Origin of the sequence: Planosporangium flavigriseum, assembly GCF_011947225.1 — a bacterium.
Taxonomy (GTDB): Bacteria; Actinomycetota; Actinomycetes; order Mycobacteriales; family Micromonosporaceae; genus Planosporangium; species Planosporangium flavigriseum.
In genome coordinates this window covers 160,469-178,475 of record NZ_JAATVW010000009.1, presented here as the reverse complement: position 1 = coordinate 178,475, position 18,007 = coordinate 160,469, and the positions used below count along the sequence as shown (strand labels likewise).

Sequence of the window (18,007 nt, the reverse complement as noted above, 5' to 3'; positions counted from 1 at the left end):
GCCAGACGATGACGGACACCCGCACGACGGCAGCCTCGCTCGGCGGGACCACCCTGCTGGAACGCGCGATCACCTACACCCTCGGCAGCCTGCATCTCGTCACATCCGAGGCCCTGTCGCGCCGCACTCCCTGCCTGGGCTGGGATCTCCGGTCCCTGCTGGTCCACATGGACGATTCTCTCCTCGCGATGAACGAGGCTCTCGGTCTCGGGCGCGTCGAACTCGGACACGCCGGCCTCGCCGTTCATGACGGTGACCGGGCTCTTGAGATGATCGCGAGCCTGCGCAGTCGTGCCTGCGCACTTCTTGGCACCAGCGCCGCCGACGGCCACGACTTGATCTCGATCGGCGGTCGCCCGCTCACGCCAGGCATCGTGACGAGTGCCGGAGCCATCGAGATCGCGGTGCACGGGTGGGACGTCGCGCGGGCATGCGGGAGACATCGCCCAATTTCGCCGTCGCTGGCCGAGGAGCTGCTCGAACTCGCACCGTTCTTCGTCACCGACGCCGACCGCCCAACCCGATTCGCCGCGCCCATCGACGTGCCGCCGCTGGCCGCTCCAGGAGACCGGTTGGTCGCATTCCTCGGCCGCCACCCATACCGAGCTCCCGGCGCTCCATGAGGAGACGCAACGACGACGGAACCGCCCAGCACGGCACCGCCCAGCACGGCGTCGCGGAAGACGGCATCGCGCTATACAGTCACGGGCATGGATTCTTCCGACTACCTGGCGCAGCTGCGTCGGGAGTTTGACGCGTTCGAGGCGTGCCTCAGCGGGGATCTCTCCACGCCGATCGAGCACTGCGGCGACTGGACCCTGTACGACCTTGCGGACCACCTGGGCCGCGGCAACCTCTGGGCTGCGGCGGCGGTGACCGAGAAGCGGGGCAACCACCAGTCCCCGCCCGCGCCGCGTGCCTCGACTGAGCTGGTGACCTGGTTCAAGGGCACGTCGGCGGCCCTGCTGACGGCGCTCGACACCGATCCGGCCACTGACGCCTGGACATTCTTCCCGCCGCACACCGTCGGCTTCTGGCAGCGACGCAGGTGCCTGGAGACGCTGGTTCACCGGTGGGATGCCGAGCACGCCCTGGGGATCCCCAGCGAAGTCGACCCGGTGCTCGCAGGCGACGGGATCGCCGAAGTGATCGACACGATGGTGCCGCTCCAGATCAAGCGTGGCCGTCTCAGCGCCCCCGCACATCCGATCCGCTTCACCGCTACGGACCTGAGCACGGGCACCGGTACCGCAACAGGATCGTGGATCCTCGGCCCCGGCGATCCGATCACCACTGACCGGATCACCACTGACCGGATCACCGCTGACCCGGTCGCCACGGTCAGCGGCCCAGCCGCTGCCCTCCTGCTGATGCTGTGGGGCAGGCTCCCCCACGACGATCAAGCGATCACGTGGGACGGTCACCGCGCCGCGGCTGAGGCCGCCTTGAACAGCCCGCTGGTTCCCTAACGATCAGCGCCAGCAGGAACGAAGAGAGCCAGCCGGAACGATCAGCGCCAGCAGACCACAGACCCCGCCGGCGACATACGAGACAGCTTCGGGGTTATCCGAGACGGCGACGGGAATGCGTATCCATGGCGCCTGCCGCCGGAGATAGCACCGTCTGCCGCTGAGGTGGTCGTCATGGCCCGACGCACCGTAGCTGATCAGCTCGTCGAGATTCTGCTCGCCGCGGGCGTACGCACCATGTACGGAGTCGTCGGCGACGCCCTCAACCCGGTCACCGACTCCATTCGCCGGCACCCCGGGATCGACTGGATACACGTACGCCACGAGGAGACCGGCGCCTTCGCCGCTGGCGCGGAAGCGCAGCTGACCGGCCGGCTCGGCTGCTGCGCCGGAAGCTCCGGGCCGGGGCACGTCCACCTCGTCAACGGACTGTACGACGCGCACCGCAGCCATGCCCCCGTCGTCGCGATCGCCGCGCACGTCCCGAGCACGGAGCTCGGCACCGGGTACTTCCAGGAGACCAACCCGACCCTGCTGTTCGCCGACTGCAGCCACTACTGCGGGATCGTGACGCGACGCGAGCAGATGGCCCGGGTGGCGCAGATGGCCGTCCAGATGTCCCTGGGCCGGGGCGGCGTCTCGGTCGTGACGCTACCGGGTGACGTGGCGGGTGAGCCCGCAAGCAGCGCATACCTCGAGCACACGTACCGCCTCGGCCAGCGGCCGACGGCCGACCCGACGGAGTCGGTGATCGCGGAGTTCGCCCAGTTGGTCAACGAGGCGCGGACGGTGACGTTGTTCTGCGGGCGCGGCGTCGCGGGCGCTCACGACCAGGTGATCGCGCTCGCCGAGAAGCTGAAGGCCCCGGTCGGCCACGCCATGCGGGGCAAGGACTGGATCGAGTACGACAACCCGTACGACGTCGGCATGAGTGGACTGCTCGGCTATGGCGCCTGCTACGACGCGATGCAGGAGTGCGAGCTGTTGATCCTGCTGGGCACCGACTTCCCGTACGTGCAGTTCATGCCGAAGGACTCAAAGGTGGTCCAGGTCGACATCGCGCGGGAGCGGCTCGGCCGCCGGTCCCGGCTGGACCTCGGCGTGTGGGGCGACGCCGGGGACACCGTCCGGGCACTGCTGCCCAAGGTCGCCGAGAAGACCGACCGGTCGTTCCTGGACCGGATGCTTCGCCGGCATCGGGAGCTGATGGGCCGGGTGCACGCGTACGCCCAAGGCGCCGACGGCCGGCGACCGATCCACCCGGAGCAGGTCGCGAGCGCCATCAACGAGATCGCCGCTGACGACGCGGTCTTCACCGTCGACACGGGAATGTGCAACGTGTGGGCGGCCCGCTTCATCCACGCGACCGGGAAACGGCGCTTCCTCGGGTCGTTCAACCATGGCACCATGGCCAACGCCCTGCCGCAGTCGATCGGGGCCCAACACGTCGATCGCAACCGGCAAGTGGTCGCGATCTGCGGCGACGGCGGGTTCACGATGCTGATGGGTGACTTCCTGACCCTGCTCCAGTACGACCTGCCCGTAAAGGTCGTGATCTTTGACAACTCCTCCCTCGCGATGGTCGAGCTCGAAATGCTGGTGGCGGGCCTGCCGCCGTACCAGACGAGGATGAAGGAGCCCGACTTCGCGGCCGTTGCCCGGGCCGCCGGAGCGACGGGCATCCGGATCGAAGATCCAGCCGATGTACGGGACGGACTGCGGGAGGCCTTCGCGACCCCGGGTCCGGTGCTCGTCGACGCTGTCACGGACCCGAACGCCCTGTCGATGCCGCCGAAGATCACTCCCGAGCAGGTGAAGGGCTTTGGGCTCGCATTCAGCAAGATCGTGCTGTCGGGGGACTTCGACGCCGCCCGGGAGATGGCCCGCGCCAACATCAGGAACCTGCCCCTCCCCCGCCCCTGAGCCGCCGATCCGAGCCAGGCTGAGCCGGTAGCGGACCAGGCGCCGAATCCACCGTGGACTACAGTGTTAGCGCTGTGTGCGGGAGCTCGGCTGGACCGGGCTGAGAGGGCGGCTGTGGGCTGCCGACCGCTGGAACCTGACCGGGTAATGCCGGCGTAGGGAGTACACGTGAGCGCGTCCGTCGTCCCGGACCACCCATCGGCCCCGTCCTCGACCTCATCCGCCGAGGCGCCTCTCACCTTGACCGAGCCACCTGCACAGACGCTCGGGATGCGCGACACCTTCGGCCTGTGGGCCAACCTCGGCGTCAGCCTGCTGCTCCCGGTAGCGGCCGCGTTCGCGGTCCTGCCGGGCCGGTCGCTCGGAGCGAGCATCCTGGCGATCGTCACCGGCGCGGTCATCGGCGCGATACTGCTCGGCCTCACCGCCGCCCCTGCCGCCCGGGAGCGCGTGCCAGCCATGGTCCTGTTGCGGGGCCTGCTCGGCCGGCGAGTGTCGTACGTTCCGACCGCGCTCAACGTCGTCCAGTGTGTGGGCTGGGCGACGTTCGAGATCGTCATCATCTCCGAGGCCGCGTCCCGGGCCCTGTCCGCGCCGCGCTGGCCGTTCGTGCTGGCCGCCGGCCTACTCGCGACGGTGATGGCGGTGCGGCCACTCGGCGCAATGCGCGTACTGGGCCGCTACGCCGTCTGGGTCGCACTGGCGGCGACCGCATACCTCTTCGTGCGCGTACTCAGCCATCCACTGAACGCCCTGCCCCACGAAGGCGCAGTGTCGTTCTGGACTGCCGTCGATGTCGTCATTGCGATGCCCATATCGTGGTTCCCGCTCGCTGCCGACTACACCAGACACTCGCGCAACGCACGGACCGCTTTCGTGGGCGCGGGTGTCGGGTACGGTGTCTCGACCATCGCGTTCTTCACGCTCGGCTTGCTGGCGCTCGCGGCCTACGGCACGGGCGGGTTCGATGTCGTCGGCGCGCTGCTCGCGGTGCCCGTCGGCGCGCTCGCCGTCCTGGTGCTCGTGGCCCTCGAACTCGACGAGGTGTTCGCGAACATCTACTCAACGGCGGTGTCGACGCAGAACTTCGCCGCCCGGGTCGACCGGCGCTTGCTGGCTGTCGCGGTAGGCGGCGTCGCGACGGTACTCGCGCTCGTCGTCGACGCCACCTCGTACGAGGCGTTCCTGTTCCTGATCGGCGCGGTGTTCGTGCCGCTGGCGGGAGTACTGGTGGTCGCCTACTACCTGGCCCCGCGCGGCAGTTGGGACGTCTCGGAGACCGCACCGGCACGAGTGCCGCTCATCGTCGGTTGGGCAGCGGGTTTCGTCGCGTACCAGCTGACGCTGCCGACGTACTTCGACGGCGTCGGCGCGGGCTGGACCGCCTGGTGGGCGGCCCGACAGGCGAACCTCGGCATCCCTGCCGACAACGGCTGGTCGGCCTCGCTCGTCAGCCTCGCTGTCGCGTCGCTGCTGACCGCCGCCGTGACGGTGCCGGCGACGCTCCGGGCACGGCGCCGGTCCTAGCGCAGGCCCAGCCCACAGCTGGGACAGCCCGGACGAATACGCGCACCCCATCGTCAATCCGGTCGATCGGCCTACCTATCATGGGCCGAGCGAAAGGGCAGTGGGCGATGCAACCGGATCCGTTGGTCGAGCAGCAGGTCAACTGGGCACAGTACGAACCGGGTCAGCGGGCCGGCCACTACGAGAGCTTCTACCAGCGGGCCAACCACCCCACCCGACCGCTCGCGTTCTGGAGCCGATACACGGTCTTCAGCCCCGCGCGCCGTCCGGCGGACGCGGTGGGCGAGCTGTGGTTCGTACTGTTCAACGGGGAGACCGGACGGCACGTCGTGGCCAAGCGGGAGTACCCGATCGCCAAGTGCACCTTCGACCGCCAGGGCTTCTCGGTACGGATCGGAGACGCGACGCTGGGGCCGGATGCGTTGGCCGGGGCCATGGTCGGAACCGGCACGGCGGGGGCAGACACGGCGGGGGCAGACGCTGCCGCGGTGGCCTGGGACCTGGCGTACGCGGGCGACCAGCCGCCGCTCTACCTGCTGCCGCGGCGGCTCTACCGGGGCGGTTTCCCGAAAGCGAAGAGCCTGGTGGGCAAACCGCTGGCCCGGTACGACGGCGAGCTGATCGCGGGCGGACGCCGGGTTACCGTCAATGGGTGGGTGGGCAGCCAGAACCACAACTGGGGCAGTCGACACCCGGATCGGTACGCCTTCGGCCAGGTAGCCGGATTCGACGATGCGCCGGACAGCTTCCTGGAGATCGTCACAGCGGCCAACCGGCAGGGACCCCTGAGCACGCCGATGGTTACCCTGCTGGTCCTGCGGCATCGGGGCCGGGAGCACTCGCTGGTCACGCTACGGCAGGGGATCCGGGCGACCAGCCGGTTCGGGTACTTCTTCTGGGAATTCGCCTCCAAATCCGACGCCGTACGGATCCGCGGGCGCATCGAGGCGCCGGCCGAGGCGTTCGTCGGTCTGACCTATCCGAATCCACCGGGCGGTATCAAGTACTGCCTCAACACCAACATCGCGCGCTGTGAACTGGAAGTTACCGACCGCGCCACCGGCGCCCGGGAGACGCTGCTGGCCGAGTACCGCGCACTGTTCGAGATCCTCACCGACGACGCGACGCACGGTGTGCCGATTCGGGCCTGACGCGCGAGACACCTGACGCGCGAGACACCTGACGCGAGATACCCGATGCACGAGGTAGCGGTCGCGAATCGGGCGATTGCGGCGCCGACCGAGAAGCCGGCGCCGCAACGTTCGCCAATTGGTGACCTGGTGGGCGTGGTTGCCTGGTAAGCGTGGTCGCCTGGTAAGCGTGGGCGCCTAGTGGCCGCCGCAGGGGCCAGCCGGACGGCACGCATCCTTGAGCGGTGGGCTGAGGCGTGGGGCTGGGACTTGCTCAGGAAGTTGCGGCAGGCCCCCATCCCCGGAACGCCCTGAGTCACGCCCCAAGGCGGGCAGTGGGTCAGGAGGCTGTGGCGGGCTTTTTGGTGGGATCGGCTGAGGTGGCGCCGTGAGTGGGGCGGCGGGTCAGGACCTGGGGGCCGGAAGCCGTGATGGCGACTGTGTGTTCGGAGTGGGCGGTGCGGGAGCCGTCGGCGGAGCGGATCGTCCAGCCGTCGTTGTCGAACTTGATTTTGTCGGTGGAGCGGCAGAACCAGGGCTCGATGGCGATGGTGAGGCCGGGGTCGAGTTTCATGCCGCGGCGGGCGCGGCCGTTGTTGGCGACGTGCGGGGCCTCGTGCATGGTGCGGCCGATGCCGTGGCCGCCGAACTCGGCATTGACGCCGTAGCCGTAGGAGTGGGCGACCTCGCCGATCGCGGCGGAGATGTCGCCGAGGCGGCCGCCGGGCTGGGCGGCGGTGATGCCGGCCTCCAGTGCGACCTCGGTGGCCTCGATCAGCTTCAGGTCGGCCGGGTCGGGGGTGCCGACGATGACGGAGAGCGCGGAGTCGGCGACCCAGCCGTCGATGCCGACCGCCATGTCGATGCTGAGCAGGTCACCGTCCCGCAAAACATAGTCGTGCGGCAGGCCGTGCAGCACCGCGTCGTTGACCGACAGGCACAGCACGTTGCGGAACGGGCCGCGGCCGAACGAAGGTGCGTAGTCCCAGTAGCAGGATTCGGCGCCGCGTTCGGAGATCCGGCGGCGGGCGTGGTGTTCGAGGTCTATCAGGTTGACGCCGACTGCGGCGACACCGCTCAGCTCGGCGAGCAGCTCGCCGACGAACTGGCCGGTCACCGCCATCCGGCCGATCTCCTCGGCGGACTTGAGCTCGATCACGACAGCCTCCCTCTCCAAATGCGGTATTTTTATACCACGCCAGGTCGGGGATGCTCCGGAGGGATATCCTGCTGGCATGGTTCGCCAACCACTCACCGCCGAACAGATCGCAGCGGGCCAGCGCCTCGGAGCCGCCCTCCGGGCCGCGCGGGCCGGCCGCAGCCTCGTCGAGGTGGCCCTGGCAGCCGGCATCTCCCCCGAGACGCTGCGCAAGATCGAGGCGGGTCGCCTTCCCGCACCGGCGTTCGGCACTGTGGTCTGTCTCAGCCAGGCCCTCGACGTCCCCCTCAGTGACCTGGCCGATGTCTGGCTGGCCGACATGCCCATCCGCCAGGCGTCCTAGAGACCAGCCACCCTAGTACTCCGGTAGGAGATCCGTTTCAGGGTTCCGTGCCGGCTTGCCGGGTGTCATGGCTGGTCTTGACGGCGGCTTGATGCCTGCGTCGGAAGAGGGACCAGGCGATGACGTCGGCGGCAGCCACCGCCGCATCTCGGGTCCATACAACCTTCGAGACTCGGCGGGCGGTGGCTACTCGCTGTCCACGGACAAAATCACACCGCCACAGCAGGTCAAAACGAATCTCCTGCTGGAGTACGAACACGAGCACCGAACGGACGACGAATATCCTGGCGATATTCACGTTGAACTAAGCCAGAGCAGGTGACGGACGTCGGGACACTTTTTGATCAGCACCCAGAAGGGCGCCTAGCCAGCGAAGCCGTTAAGTTAATGCCGCCGTCGAGTAATTACGCCAGGATCAGAAATCGAAGACCGCGTGCGTCTGCCGGTGCAGGACGCAGGAGTTCGAGTACGTGGCGCGGAAGTACTTCTCCTCCCCCTGCCACCAGCCCCGGAGGGTGACCGTCACGGGGTCGTACATCAGGATGCAGCTACCCGAACCTTCGGACAGGGCGGCCACCTCACCGGCCACCGAGGAAAGTTCGCCGCACGCCTGGGACGCTGCCGGATGCGTACCTCCGGCAGGAGCACAGGTGAGCACTGCGGTCCGATCGACGCGGTCGCCGTCCTCGCCTCGGGCGGCCGTCAGTAACAACGTGGTCCGAGCAGCGGAAAGAGTTGCAGCGGAAGGGGCCGTCACACCAACCGACCGTGCCGCGAACGCACCGGAAGGAACGCTTACCGCCGCGGCAGCCAATCCCGTGGTCGCCAATATCGAGATCGCGGTGACGCGCGTCGGTAGACGTCGCAGTGATGGCATGCTGAACCTCCTCGTGAAAGGTTTAATGGGTCGCGACGAGTTTCTCGTGGAGCTTGCCGTCGAACTGAACCCGCAAGCTGGACGCGCCAATCTGGACACTGGCCTGTGCGCCGTCATCGAAGCTAGCGAGTGGCAACCTTAGGGTCAAGCGGAGCATGCACGTGGAAATCATCACGACACAACGAGAGCGAACTATTTAAATTTCTAAACGATTGATTGGGAAAAAAATTGTACGGCTGGCGGCAGCATCCCGCACGGGCAACCGGCAGCCAGCCGCTGACGACAACGTGCGGACCACCAACGTGAGGGCCACCAACGGGGGACGACGAGGCAGGTCCAGGACGCAGCCGAGCGCCACGTTCGCGTACAAGATCGCCTTTAATCGGTCGTCACGGGCCTGACGGGCCCGGTAACCATGCGCCCGGAAAGCGATCTCCCGGACCGCAGCCTGCACAATTCAGCAATCGGTGCCGCGAAAACGGCCCATCCGGTCACGAGCCGGTACGCCGTAAGTGGGTGTTGATCGTCCGCACGACTCTCCCGGCCGGCATGCCCGATCGTGCGGCCCGCAGGTAGGTGCGGAAGGTGGGTGCACACCCGCACCCGCCCGCGCACAATGGAGTCGGCTTGCCCTCGGTCCGCGAAGAGCGCAGCTTCGAGCAGAGCCACAGCCGCACGCAGACGGCGTCGCCACGCAGCCGATTCACCCCTTGAGCACCGGTCCGCTGACCTTCAACTCCGCTGACTTTCACCAAGGAGCACGGTGGCATGGAGCACGGTGGCATGGACGGTCCCGCCGCAGGCAGCGAAGGGACGAGCAGCAGTGAAGGGACGAGCAGCACCGACGAGGCCTCGCTCGCACCTGCCGGGCCAGGACAGGCCCGGCTCCGGGTGCTTCGGCTGTGTTCGGTGTTCGAGCCCCCCGGTGACGGTCCGGCCGCCGACGCGGTCCGCTTCGACCCGGTCGGCGGCATGCAGACCCACACCGGTGAGCTGACCCGGGCCCTGGACGGGTTCGGCGTGGCCCAGACGGTGGTGACGACGCGTCCACCCGGCACGATGCCGGTCGCACGGCTGGCAAACGCCTCCCTGGTGGTGCGCCTGGGTCTGCCGGTCGCCCGGTTCCGGCAGTTCTACGCGGTACCCGCGGCTCGCCTCGTCCCACAGTTGGCCGCGCGCGCGGACCTGGTCCATGCGCATCTCGGTGAGGATCTGGCCGTCGTACCCGTCGCGCTGGCCGCGGCACGGCGAAACCGGATACCGCTGGTACTGACAGTGCACACCAGTGTGCGGTACACAATGTCGGTCACCGGTCCCCGGTCGGCGCTACTCAAGGCGCTCGGAGGGTGGTGGGAGCGACACGGCGAACGCCGCGCCGACCAGATCATCGCCCTGACGCCCCGGCTGGCCCGGATCCTGATCTCGCACGGTGTGCCAGCCCACCGCGTGCGGGTGATTCCCTCCGGTGTCCGCCCGGCGCTGTTCGCCCCGCCGCAAGCTCATGAGCCGGACGGTCACGATCCGCTGGCCGGACTGCCGCGGCCGCGGGTGGTGTTCCTGGGCAGGTTGCATCCGCAGAAGAACGTCGACCTGCTGCTGACGGCCGCGGCCCGGCTGACGTGCCCGGATGTCCACGTGGTGCTGGTGGGCGACGGCCCGCACCGGCGGCCGCTTGAAGAGTTGCGGGACCGGTTGGGGCTGAGGGCCCGCGTCACGTTTCTCGGCTTCGTCGGCCACGATCACGTGCCGGCAATTCTGCGCGGTACCGACGTAGTGGTGATGCCGTCACGGTACGAGGAACTCGGGACAGCGCTGGTGGAGGCCATGTACTCCGGGGTGCCGGTCGTGGCGGCGCGTACCGGCGGGATACCGGATCTGGTGACCGACGGGTTGAATGGACTCCTGTTCGCCCCGGACGATGTGGCCGGACTCGCGGAAGCGATCGACCGGCTGGTCGCCGACGCGGCGCTGTGCCGGCGGCTGGGCGACCAGGGGCGGCAGGTGGCCGCCGGTTACCGCTGGGACCGGCTCGCCCGACAGGTGCTGGAGGTCTACAGCGCCGCGCTCGGCCGGCCCGGACTTGCCGCCGCTGGACCGGAGTCCGGAGCGGGGTAAAGAACACCGACCACCGCAGGGCGAGGCCCACCCGCAGGGGAGAAATGATGGTCGGTCAGTTGCGGCTGGCGATGGTGGTGGACAGCGAAGCCTTCGGCGGTGCGGAGGTGTACGTCCGGCAACTGCTGCATCGTGCGCCCCCGTGGGTCGACCCCACGCTGCTGGTCGCCGCACCCATCGCGCCGTATTTCGGCTCGCCCGCCTTCAACTCGGGCGGCTTCAACTCGGGCGCCGTAGTGGAGGCCGTCCCGTTGACCCGACATGCCGAATCGGCGCCGGCGCTCGCGTCCGCGCTGGCCGCGGTCGACCCGGAGGTGGCGCACGTCAACCTCGTCGACCCGGCCAGCAACCGCGCGGCGCTGCTCGCGGCGCAGGCCTGCGCGCCGACGGTGGCGACGCTGCACCTGCACGGTGACCTAGGCCCTGACCCGGCGCAGCTACGCACGGTGTACGCGAACCTGGACGCCGTGGTGGCGACGTCGGCGGAGGTCGCCCGGCAGTTGCGCGACGACCTGGGCGTACCCGCCACCGCGATCCACCGGGTCCGCAACGGCGTCGACCTGCCGTCCCGGGTCGCGTACCCGCCCGGTCTCCAGCCACTCGTCGCCGGCGCGGTCGGCCGGCTGACCGACCAGAAGGGATTCGACCTGCTCATCGAGGCGGTGTCCCAGGTCGACCGGCACGGCCGGCAGCTGCGGGTCGTGATCGCCGGGCAGGGACGCGACCGGGAACGACTGGAACGGCAGGCCAAGGACCTACCGGTCACATTCATCGGGCAGTGCCCGGACATACCCGCGCTGCTGCGCGGACTCGACCTGTTCTGCCTGCCGTCACGGCGCGAGGGGTTGTCGTTGGCGCTGCTGGAGGCGATGGCGCACGGTCTGCCGTGCCTGACCACGGCGGTGGGCGACACCGCGGACGCGGTGGGACCGGACGCGATGGTGATTCCTCCGGAGGACGTGGACGAACTGATCCTCGCGTTCGACCGGCTCCTTGGGGATCCCGAGCTGCGTAGGGACCTGGGCCGGCGGGCACGGCTGCGGGCGCTGCGTGAGTTCGACGCCGACCGGATGGTCACCCAGACGGTACGGGTGCTGGCCGACGCGGCGACGTATCCCCCGGTAGCAAGGCGTCGACCTGCGTCAGCACCTCACCGACCGGCAACCGGGTAGCGCACCGGAAGTCGATCGGGCAGGTCAGGTGGGGGCACGGGTTGCACTCGACCGCGGTACGGGCGACCCGATGCCGCTGGCCCGCGTGCGCCCAGCGGACCGGGTCGCTGGCGAGGAACACCGTGACGCTGGGCGTACCGACTGCGGCGGCCAGGTGGGAGGTACCGGTGTCGTTGCACACCACGAGGGCCGCGTTGCGAAGCAGCAGCGCGTACCCGCCGAGGCTGGTGGCGCCGGTCAGGTCGAGCGGGCAGGAGCGGGCCTGCCGGACCACGGCCTCGGTCAGGTCGCGCTCGGCGGCCACGCCGGTGACGACCACCCGCAGACCGCGGCCGGCGAGGGCGTCGGCCACGGCGGCGAACCGCTCGGCCTGCCATCGCCGGCTGGGTGCGGTGGCCCCGGGGTGCACGACCGCGTACTCGCCGGGACCAAGCCCGTACCGTCCGCGCACGCGGGCGTCGTCGTCCCGGTCGGCGGGCCAGGTCGGGAATTCCAGAGCGGCCGTTTCGGCCCGCTCGGCGACCGGCACGCCAAGGTGGGCGAACAGCCGCAGATGCCGCCACGCCTCATGCAGGTGGCGCGGGTAGCGCAGATGCAAAGGTGGCGGATCAGCCGGCGGGTCGGCCGGTATGCCGGTGGGCCAGAAGCCGCCGACCAGCCGGGCACCGAGCGCGCGGCACACCTCATTGGCGGCGAGGTTGTCGCCGTACGACTGGATGGCGAGGTCGAAGCCGGTGGCGGCACGCAGGAACGGTTCCCAGCCTGCGGGGTCGACGGGCCGATCGGGGATGCCCGGAAAACCGGGGAACGGCAGCAGATGGTCCACATAGGCGCGCATGCGGTCGACGAACGGCGCCACCTCGTCCCAGGTGACCACCGTGACGTCGAGATCCGGACGGGCGGCCCGCAGGGCGCGTAACGCGGGTACCGAACACATCAGATCGCCCAGCCCGACCCGTAACCGGACGACAGCCACGCGGCGGACCGCGGGATCGGCGAGTGGACGGTACGGCATCAGCGGCCGATACCCGGCGCGAACGGGGTGTATGCGGGAGTGCGGGTCCCGGCGCCGCAGGTGAGCGGCGCCGGTCAGAACGGCACCGTCAAATCCGCGCGTGCGCGAGGATCGCCGCGTGCAGCGTGGCGATGCTGCGGCCGTCGGCCAGGTCGATGCCGAGCAGTTCCTCGATGACCTCGAGTCGCTGGTAGAAGACGGACCTCGACAGGTGACACGCCTTCGCCGCGTTGGTGCGGTTGGTCGGGTTGGCGACGTACGCGCGCAGGACGTTGAGCAGATCGCCGTCGTTGTCGGCGTCGTACTTCAGGATCCGGCCGAGGGTTGATTCGACGAAGCGCTGCACCGACGGGTCGAGGCTGGGGTCACCGATCAGTACGGCGAGCGCGGCGGCCGGCGGCCGGTGTACGCGAGTCCCGCTGCCGTCGGGTGTGCTCTGCTCGCGCGGGATCGTGGCGATCACGTCGGCGGCGTCCGCGAGGGACCGGGGCAAGTCGGCCAGGTCGGCCACCACCGGGCCGGCCGCGAAGACCGGCGCCGGCGTCGCTGAGTTGAGCACGGGGCCTGAGTTGAGCACGGGGCCTGAGTTGAGCACGGGGCCTGAGTTGAGCACGGGGCCTGTGTTGAGCACGAGGCCTGAGTTGACCACGGCGCCGCAGAGCAGGTCGATGGCCGCGTCGGCGTCGGCAAGCCGAGCCGGGGACAGCGGGGCCAGGTGCGGCAGGGACAGCATGGCCAGGACGGTCGGGTACGGCCGCTCACGCGGGGTAGAGCTGATCAGGTCGTACCCCGCGGCGTGGGCGCGCTCCCGCAACCGCTCGACAATCTCCGGTACAGGCTGGCCGGCGACGTGCCCGGGGACATGGCCGGGGACGTGCCCGGGGACGTGCCCGGGGACATGGCCGGGGACGTGCCCGGGGACATGGATGGCGAGCCCGGCGAACAGGCGGTCCCGGACCCGGAAGCCGCGGGCTTCGAGGATCGCCTCGAGGGCGGCGGTGGTCGTGTACCGGCCTTCGAGGACCGTGGCCATCATCCGGGTCTGGCTGAGCCGCAGCCAGTCGTCGGCGCCGCGTTCGGCGATCCGGCCGAGCGAGACGGTGACGGCGACCCGCTCGAGTACGGTCTCCGCCAGGCTGGTACGCGCGCTGCTCGCTCGTGTGACGGTGGTGGGCGCCGCGTCCAGGAGCGCGACGAGGTTTCCCCAGTACTGGCCCCTGGCCTCCACCCGGGTGATCAGCCAGTTCTCGGCGGGCCACCAGTGGGTACCGGCCGACGCACCGGGCGTCGCCTGCTGCGCGGCCGAGCGGGACCGTTTCTCCCACCCGGCGAGCAGCTCTCCCGGTTCCCAGGTCAGCGCCTCCCACGTCACGACGTGATGGTTGAGGTCTTCGAGTACCACCGGCGCCTTGAGCAGCCGCGCGGCCTGCGAGACGACGTAGTCCGGGCTCGCCCCGCGCCGGGTGAGATCGGTGAAAAGCTCGTGCATCTCGTTGCGCTCGCGTAGCTCGGCCATCTGGCTGGAGATGATCAGTGCGTGCACGACCTCGGTGACCGCCACGAACCTGACTTCGCGATGCAGCACGATGAACGGCAGGCCGAGCCGCGCGCACGCCCGGACGACCGCCTCGGGCGCCTCGGTGTACCGCTGCCCCAGCTCCAGGACGAGTGCGGAGATGCGGGCGTCGTTCAGCTCGGAGATGTACGCGAGGAGCTGGCCTTCCTCGGCCGGCCAGCCGATTCCGGTGGAGAGCAGCAGCTCCTCGCCGGCGAGCAGGCGACCCACGCCGGCAACAGGCGCGATGTGCACCCATCGGACACTGCTGTCCAGTTTGTCCGCGCCGGCGAGCACCTCGGGCCGGCCCTCGGCGAAGACCGGGAGCCGGATAACCTCAGCGACCGTGGGCAGCATGCGCAAACCTCCCCGAGTACCGGTCGGACAATCTGTCCGGTCACTCGCCGTTTTCGAGACGTCTCGTTCCTGGGGGTTGATCGCCCACTATGCCATGCTTCCACGGCTACGAAGCTGGTCGGGCCGTCTGTGGCGCGCGAATCCGGCACCTGCGTCGGTCAGAATGTCCGAGGGACACCGGAACCATGCCGGGAATGCGCCCGCTGAGCCGTAGCGAGGAGGTTGCACGCTACGGATCCGCAGCTGCGCCACCCTAGTAGCGCGAGGAGGCTTCTCATGAAGATCGCAGGCCTGCAGACGACCGGGACGCCCGGCAACGTCGACGCGAACCTCGCCGAACTCGAACTCACGGCGCGGCTGGCCCGCGAGTCCGGGGCGCAGCTCCTGATCACTCCGGAGCTGTTCATCACCGGATACGACATCGGCGCCGCGGTCCACGAGCTGGCCAGGCGCGACCTGCTCTCCCCCGTACGGGAGATCGCCCGGACACACGAGCTCGCGATCATCCTGGGCGCGCCCGAGTACGACAACGGCACGTACTACAACACGGCGTTCTTCCTCGACCACGAGGGCACCGTGCTTCGCCGGTACCGCAAGGCCCACCTGTTCGGCGCCGCCGAACGCGAGTACTTCGCCGCCGGCGACGAACTCTTCGGGCTCGTCGAGTACGGCGGCCTGACCATCGCGATGCTGATCTGCTACGACGTGGAGTTCCCCGAGGCGGTGCGCGGGGCGTCGCTCGCCGGTGCGCACCTGGTCGCCGTGCCCACGGCGCAGATGACGCCCTTCGACTTCGTCGCCGAGCAGGTCATCCGCTCGCGCGCGTGGGAGAACCAGGTCTACGTGGCCTACATCAACCACGACGGCACCGAGAACACGCTCACGTACGTGGGGCGCAGCAGCATCGTCGACCCGTACGCCACCGTGCTGGACTCCATCGAGCACGGCAACCGTCTGCTCGTCGCCTCCGTCGACCCGGAGGTCGTCGCGCGGGCCCAGAAAGAAAATCCCTACCTGGCGGACCGCCGCCCGGAGCTGTACCACCGCCCTGCTTAGTCACCGCTCCGCCCAATAACCGCAAGGATCGAGGATTCACCATGTCTGTGGGTACCGGCGCTTCCGCGCCTAATGGAGCGCCCGGTGGAGCTGAGGCTCCACGCAGGCTCTCCGGCCGGCTCGGCACCGGAAGCATCGTGTTCATGGTCATCGCGGCCGCGGCCCCGCTCACCGTCATCGGCGGTAACGTCCCGCTCTCCGTCGGCAACGGCAACGGCGCGGGCGCCCCGATCGGCTTCGTCATCGCCGCCGCCGTGCTGCTCATCTTCTCGGTCGGCTTCGTGACGATGACGCCGTACGTTAAGGAAGCGGGCGCGTTCTACTCGTACATCACCCAGGGCCTCGGTGGCCGGCTCGGCATGGGCAGCGCGTACGTCGCGCTGGTCGCGTACACCGCCGTCCAGGTCGGCATCTACGGGTACATGGGCTGGGCGCTCGGCGACCTGGTGACGTTCTACGGCGGCCCGCACATCCAGTGGTGGATCTACAGCCTCGCCACGGTCGCGCTCGTCGCGCTCCTCGGGTACCGGCACATCGAACTGAGCTCCAAGGTACTGGGCCTGGCGCTCGTCCTCGAGATCGCCATCATGGTCGCGCTCGACCTCGCCATCTTCGTCAAGGGCGGGCCGCAGGGCATCACCGGTGAGTCGTTCACCCCGTCCGCGATCTTCTCCGGCCACCTCGGCGTCCCGGTGCTCTTCGCGCTGACCGGCTTCATCGGGTTCGAAGCGACCGCCGTGTTCCGGGACGAAGCCCGGCAGCCCGAGCGGACCATCCCGCGCGCGACGTACCTCGCGGTGCTCATCATCGGCGTCTTCTACGCCATCTCGTGCTGGGCCCTCGTCGAGGCCGCCGGACCGGACCAGGTCATCGGGGTGGCCCAGAAGACCCTCAGCGGCGAGGGCAACATGATGCTCGACGCCGCCGACTCCTACCTCGGCACTCCGCTGCGCAACGTCATGCAGGTACTGCTGTGCACCAGCCTGTTCGCCTGCGTGCTGTCGTTCCACAACGTCGTGTCCCGCTACCAGTTCGTACTGGCGCAGCACGGCTCCTTCCCGAGCGCCCTCGGCCGCGTGCACCCGCGCCACCAGTCGCCGTCGGTGTCGTCGGGGGTCCAGACGCTGACCGCCCTGGTCCTGGTGGTCGTCTTCGCGGTGGCCGGGCTCGACCCGCTCGTGGGCGTCTTCGGCTCGATGGCCGGCGTGTCGACGGTCGGCATGGTGCTGTTGATGCTGCTCACCTCGGTGGCGGTGTTCACCTTCTTCGTCCGCAACGCCCACCTCAAGGGCGGCCGGTTCTGGAAGACGACGGCGGCGCCGCTGCTCGCCGCGATCGGCCTGATCGGCAGCCTGTGGCTCGTGATCTCCAACTTCACCATGGTGACCGGCGCCAGCGCCGGGGTCAGCACGATGCTCGGCCTCATCCCGGTCCTCGCGCTCGTCGCCGGCGTCATCGTGGGCCGGCGGGGTTCGGGCACGTCCGCCGGAGCCCCCGACGAGCAGGACCCATCGGGCGGCGCGCTCGCCGGCGAGCCGGAGCTCGCCGCGAACTGATCCGGCCGGTCAAAACTGAGCTGAGGCCCACCCGTCGTGACGGGTGGGCCTCAGTACGTTCTGGGCCCCGCGACGTTCTGGGCCCCGCGGTCACGGCAGCTCGCTCGGGTCTTCCTTGGCGCGCGGGTCTTCCGAGGGCTCTGACTCGTCCGCCGGGCGCTCGGCCGCCTGCACGTACGGCAGTGACGCCACCCGGTACCACGACACGAGCAGATCCGCGAGGGCATGCGTGGCCACCAGTGCCAGCGCAATGCCCAACCACGGCGAGACGGTGCGCCAGGCGTCGACCGCCGCGGCGACGCCCACGGCGATGAGCAGGCTGTAGCCGACCATGCCACGACGGGCCCCGAGGTAGGCCGCAACGGGTCTCGCGCGCAGCTTCGATCTGACGTCGGGCAGGTCGAGGTAGTCCGCATTCCGCGCGGAGCGTTCGATCATCTGCGCCTCCGGTGTGCCAACGCGCAATCCTGCTGGCCGCTAACGGCCGTCGGGACCATGATCGCTTGTATCGCCGCGGGGAACGTCCACCCCGTGGCCGACGGGGGTTCCACCGCGCGTGTTGGTGCGGCAACCGATTTGACAGGCACAAGCCCCGTGGCGCAACCTCACCCGAAAGCGTGCCACTTTCGTCCCTTATGGGATGTCTGACGTCGACAGCCGCCGGCGCAGTGGCCGTCGACAACCTACCTGACTTCGCATTGGTTACCGGCGTGCCGGCCCGCCGGAGCGGTCGGAGTCGGCCGGGCGGGCGGG

General features: G+C 69.5%; 16 protein-coding genes and 1 riboswitch. Of the genes, 11 read left to right on the top strand and 5 right to left on the bottom strand.

What is annotated here, in order from left to right; translation table 11 throughout:
* Window positions 1-8 precede the first annotated feature (8 nt).
* The 5 genes from HC028_RS15085 (at window position 9) to HC028_RS15065 (ending at window position 6,070) form a co-directional block, all read left to right on the top strand.
* Window positions 9-623, top strand: coding sequence for a TIGR03086 family metal-binding protein (locus tag HC028_RS15085; protein ID WP_168077753.1), 615 nt, complete (start codon window positions 9-11; stop codon window positions 621-623).
* Between the two features lie 87 nt (window positions 624-710).
* Window positions 711-1,469, top strand: coding sequence for a maleylpyruvate isomerase family mycothiol-dependent enzyme (locus HC028_RS15080; protein ID WP_168077751.1), 759 nt, complete (start codon window positions 711-713; stop codon window positions 1,467-1,469).
* A 174-nt stretch (window positions 1,470-1,643) separates the two neighbouring features.
* Window positions 1,644-3,392: a pyruvate dehydrogenase gene (locus tag HC028_RS15075; protein ID WP_168077749.1), complete on the top strand. Its 1,749-nt coding sequence runs from the start codon at window positions 1,644-1,646 to the stop codon at window positions 3,390-3,392.
* Window positions 3,393-3,460: 68 nt separating this feature from the next.
* Window positions 3,461-3,571: riboswitch (TPP riboswitch) on the top strand.
* Window positions 3,572-3,632: 61 nt separating this feature from the next.
* Entirely contained in the window at window positions 3,633-4,919 is a 1,287-nt protein-coding gene (locus HC028_RS15070) for a purine-cytosine permease family protein (RefSeq protein ID WP_205861421.1), read from the top strand.
* Window positions 4,920-5,026: 107 nt separating this feature from the next.
* Window positions 5,027-6,070, top strand: coding sequence for a hypothetical protein (locus HC028_RS15065; protein ID WP_168077747.1), 1,044 nt, complete (start codon window positions 5,027-5,029; stop codon window positions 6,068-6,070).
* A gap of 319 nt (window positions 6,071-6,389) precedes the next feature.
* Here HC028_RS15065 and map read toward each other — a convergent pair whose 3' ends face one another.
* Window positions 6,390-7,208, bottom strand: a complete 819-nt coding sequence (map, locus tag HC028_RS15060) for a type I methionyl aminopeptidase (protein WP_168077745.1) — start codon at window positions 7,206-7,208, stop codon at window positions 6,390-6,392.
* A gap of 76 nt (window positions 7,209-7,284) precedes the next feature.
* Between map and HC028_RS15055 the strand changes: the two genes are divergently transcribed.
* Window positions 7,285-7,551, top strand: a complete 267-nt coding sequence (locus tag HC028_RS15055) for a helix-turn-helix domain-containing protein (protein ID WP_089011556.1) — start codon at window positions 7,285-7,287, stop codon at window positions 7,549-7,551.
* A 415-nt stretch (window positions 7,552-7,966) separates the two neighbouring features.
* On the opposite strand, the gene HC028_RS28485 is transcribed toward HC028_RS15055, so the two are convergent.
* Window positions 7,967-8,209 (bottom strand): SSI family serine proteinase inhibitor, encoded by a 243-nt coding sequence (locus HC028_RS28485; protein ID WP_239075426.1) that lies wholly within the window; start codon window positions 8,207-8,209, stop codon window positions 7,967-7,969.
* Here HC028_RS28485 and HC028_RS28480 point away from each other — a divergent pair.
* The 3 genes from HC028_RS28480 to HC028_RS15035 all read left to right on the top strand — a co-directional run bounded on the left by HC028_RS28480 (window position 8,202) and on the right by HC028_RS15035 (window position 11,715).
* Window positions 8,202-8,570, top strand: coding sequence for a hypothetical protein (locus HC028_RS28480; RefSeq protein WP_168077480.1), 369 nt, complete (start codon window positions 8,202-8,204; stop codon window positions 8,568-8,570). The genes HC028_RS28485 and HC028_RS28480 overlap by 8 nt on opposite strands.
* A gap of 626 nt (window positions 8,571-9,196) precedes the next feature.
* Window positions 9,197-10,543 (top strand): glycosyltransferase family 4 protein, encoded by a 1,347-nt coding sequence (locus HC028_RS15040; protein WP_203981293.1) that lies wholly within the window; start codon window positions 9,197-9,199, stop codon window positions 10,541-10,543.
* Between the two features lie 47 nt (window positions 10,544-10,590).
* Window positions 10,591-11,715 (top strand): glycosyltransferase family 4 protein, encoded by a 1,125-nt coding sequence (locus HC028_RS15035; RefSeq protein ID WP_168077741.1) that lies wholly within the window; start codon window positions 10,591-10,593, stop codon window positions 11,713-11,715.
* Here the strand turns inward: HC028_RS15035 and HC028_RS15030 are convergent.
* Together HC028_RS15030 and HC028_RS15025 are read right to left on the bottom strand one after the other, a co-directional pair.
* Window positions 11,618-12,730 (bottom strand): glycosyltransferase family 9 protein, encoded by a 1,113-nt coding sequence (locus tag HC028_RS15030; RefSeq protein ID WP_168077739.1) that lies wholly within the window; start codon window positions 12,728-12,730, stop codon window positions 11,618-11,620. The genes HC028_RS15035 and HC028_RS15030 overlap by 98 nt on opposite strands.
* Window positions 12,731-12,818: 88 nt before the next feature.
* The gene (locus HC028_RS15025; RefSeq protein WP_168077737.1) at window positions 12,819-14,642 is read right to left on the bottom strand and encodes a PucR family transcriptional regulator; all 1,824 of its coding nucleotides are present in this window, start codon (window positions 14,640-14,642) and stop codon (window positions 12,819-12,821) included.
* 276 nt (window positions 14,643-14,918) lie between these two features.
* Between HC028_RS15025 and HC028_RS15020 the strand changes: the two genes are divergently transcribed.
* Together HC028_RS15020 and HC028_RS15015 are read left to right on the top strand one after the other, a co-directional pair.
* Complete coding sequence (locus HC028_RS15020) at window positions 14,919-15,698, top strand: carbon-nitrogen hydrolase family protein (protein ID WP_168077735.1); 780 nt, start codon at window positions 14,919-14,921, stop codon at window positions 15,696-15,698.
* Window positions 15,699-15,739: 41 nt separating this feature from the next.
* Window positions 15,740-17,254 carry an APC family permease gene (locus HC028_RS15015; RefSeq protein ID WP_168077733.1) on the top strand — a complete coding sequence of 505 codons (1,515 nt, stop codon included), beginning with the start codon at window positions 15,740-15,742 and terminating at the stop codon, window positions 17,252-17,254.
* Window positions 17,255-17,344: 90 nt separating this feature from the next.
* On the opposite strand, the gene HC028_RS15010 is transcribed toward HC028_RS15015, so the two are convergent.
* Entirely contained in the window at window positions 17,345-17,692 is a 348-nt protein-coding gene (locus HC028_RS15010; RefSeq protein WP_168077731.1) for a hypothetical protein, read from the bottom strand.
* Window positions 17,693-18,007: the final 315 nt, after the last annotated feature.

Excerpts from the sequence above, each read along its gene's own strand:
- HC028_RS15085 (WP_168077753.1), top strand. The coding sequence starts at position 9 with ATGACGGACACCCGCACGACGGCAGCCTCGCTCGGCGGGACCACCCTG.
- HC028_RS15080 (WP_168077751.1), top strand. The coding sequence starts at position 711 with ATGGATTCTTCCGACTACCTGGCGCAGCTGCGTCGGGAGTTTGACGCG.
- HC028_RS15075 (WP_168077749.1), top strand. The coding sequence starts at position 1,644 with ATGGCCCGACGCACCGTAGCTGATCAGCTCGTCGAGATTCTGCTCGCC.
- HC028_RS15065 (WP_168077747.1), top strand. The coding sequence starts at position 5,027 with ATGCAACCGGATCCGTTGGTCGAGCAGCAGGTCAACTGGGCACAGTAC.
- HC028_RS15055 (WP_089011556.1), top strand. The coding sequence starts at position 7,285 with ATGGTTCGCCAACCACTCACCGCCGAACAGATCGCAGCGGGCCAGCGC.
- HC028_RS15040 (WP_203981293.1), top strand. The coding sequence starts at position 9,197 with ATGGAGCACGGTGGCATGGACGGTCCCGCCGCAGGCAGCGAAGGGACG.
- HC028_RS15035 (WP_168077741.1), top strand. The coding sequence starts at position 10,591 with ATGGTCGGTCAGTTGCGGCTGGCGATGGTGGTGGACAGCGAAGCCTTC.
- HC028_RS15030 (WP_168077739.1), bottom strand. The coding sequence starts at position 12,730 with ATGCCGTACCGTCCACTCGCCGATCCCGCGGTCCGCCGCGTGGCTGTC.
- HC028_RS15025 (WP_168077737.1), bottom strand. The coding sequence starts at position 14,642 with ATGCTGCCCACGGTCGCTGAGGTTATCCGGCTCCCGGTCTTCGCCGAG.
- HC028_RS15020 (WP_168077735.1), top strand. The coding sequence starts at position 14,919 with ATGAAGATCGCAGGCCTGCAGACGACCGGGACGCCCGGCAACGTCGAC.
- HC028_RS15015 (WP_168077733.1), top strand. The coding sequence starts at position 15,740 with ATGTCTGTGGGTACCGGCGCTTCCGCGCCTAATGGAGCGCCCGGTGGA.
- HC028_RS15010 (WP_168077731.1), bottom strand. The coding sequence starts at position 17,692 with ATGATCGAACGCTCCGCGCGGAATGCGGACTACCTCGACCTGCCCGAC.